Source organism: Paenisporosarcina sp. P4_E4_2 (assembly GCF_056401595.1).
Genome location: NZ_JBFUJC010000470.1, coordinates 1 through 1,871, shown reverse-complemented (window position 1 = coordinate 1,871; position 1,871 = coordinate 1). Strand labels below are relative to the sequence as shown.

The 1,871-nt window shown below is 41.6% G+C and carries 2 protein-coding genes; both read left to right on the top strand.

Features of this window, described 5'->3' with window-relative positions; all coding sequences use genetic code 11:
* Window positions 1-1,015, top strand: a 1,015-nt coding sequence (locus AC1DSB_RS18770; RefSeq protein WP_477587360.1) for an FAD-dependent oxidoreductase, incomplete at its 5' end; no start/stop codon positions are given.
* Between the two features lie 83 nt (window positions 1,016-1,098).
* Window positions 1,099-1,871 (top strand): ABC transporter substrate-binding protein (locus AC1DSB_RS18765; protein ID WP_477587359.1); only part of this gene is annotated, 773 nt, incomplete at its 3' end.

Sequence of the window (1,871 nt, the reverse complement as noted above, 5' to 3'; positions counted from 1 at the left end):
GGCAATCATTGCAACCGGGAGTTCTCCGATTCTGCCAGACTCCATCAAAGTAAAAAGTAAACGAATACTGTTATCACACGAAATATTTGAACTCAATGAAATGCCAGAGCACTTGGTCGTTTCAGGACAGGATTATATTGCCCTTGAAGTGGCTTCTAGTTTTGCGGCACTTGGAGCAAAAGTGAGCATTCTATTTGAGGACAAAGCAAATTTTGCTTTTGATGAATCCATCAATAAAGAATTGCTGCGTTTATTTAAACGTAGAAAAATAAATATCTATAAAGATGCTCAATTGCTCTCTACTGAAGATCATGATCATGAAATTGCTGTTACGTTCAAAAATGACAAAAACGTCGAAGAAACGATTCACGGCTCTCATCTTTTTGTAACGGGATACCGAAAACCAAATATTAAACCACTTGGCATAGGCCGCATCGGTGTTGCACAAACGGAGGAAGGCTACATTCACGTCGACGCATCTATGCGTTCATCGATTCCATCCATTTACGCAATAGGAGATGTAACCGAAGGTCCTTTGATGGCAATTAAAGCAATTAAACAAGGAAAAGCTGCGGTTGAAGCGATTGTCGGACATAAACCTGAAGTAGACATGACTTTCATGCCTATTGTGGCACATACCATTCCACCGATTGTTTCGGTTGGTCTTACTGAAGTAAATGCCCGCAACTTTGGGTTCGATGTTCGGGTCAGCCAATACCCTCTTGGCGGCAACGGCTACGCAGCCATAACTGGAAAAAAGGATGGTTTCATCAAAGTGATTTCCGATCCCGCAACAGAAATTATTAGCGGGATTCATATGATCGGAGAAGGGGCAATCGAAATGTCCAGTTCCTTTGTGCAGTTACTAGAAATGGCCGCAAAAGAAGAAGACGTCAAATTCCCTCATTATGCTCATCCAGGGATGGGTGAGGGAATGCTTGAAGCGGTGGAAGGATTAATCGGACAAGCCATCCATGCCGCACCTGCTAAGAAGAAAGATTTATTAATCATTTGAATCGAGAAACAATTTTTCACAGTAGCATTCATTCCTTTGGTTTCGAGTTTGAAAATATAACTAATCTAGTAGGGGGAATTGTAATGAAGTATGGTCTGAAAAAAATCGGAGTTGTATTACTCGGTTCAGCATTGCTTCTAGGGGCATGTGGGGATGGGGAAAAGACGAATTCATCAAGTGAAAATAAGACATTCAAGATTGGTGTAACACAAATTGTCGAGCACCCTTCCTTAAATGCAGCTTACGATGGCTTCAAAAAAGCTTTGGAAGATGCAGGGATTGAAGCAGAGTACGATGTTCAAATTGCACAAGGTGATCCAAGTATCAACACGACTATAGCAGACAACCTTGTCAGTGCGAATGTTGATTTAATTTTTGCAAATTCAACACCAAGTGCACAGGCTGCTTTGAGTAAAACAAGTGATATTCCAATTGTCTTCACTTCAGTAACAGATGCAGTTGGGGCAGAGCTTGTCGAATCGATGGAAAAACCGGGCGGTAATGTAACAGGAACGATTGATAGTCATCCTGATGCGATTTCCAATACGATGAAGTTCCTGAAAGAGGAATTAGGAGCTAAAAAAGTTGGGATGGTTTTCAACTCAGGAGAGCAAAATTCACGTGCCCAAGTGGATGCGGTCAAGGCGATGCTGAAAGATATGGATATGACGGTTGTTGAGGCATCGGTTGCAACGTCTGCAGATGTAAAACAAGCAACAGAATCATTGATCGGCAAAGTAGACTCTTTGTACATCATTACAGATAATACTGTTGTTTCTGCGCTTGAATCGGTCATTGCCGTCGCAAATGAAAATAAATTGCCGATGATGGTCGGTGAATTCGATTCTGTTAAACG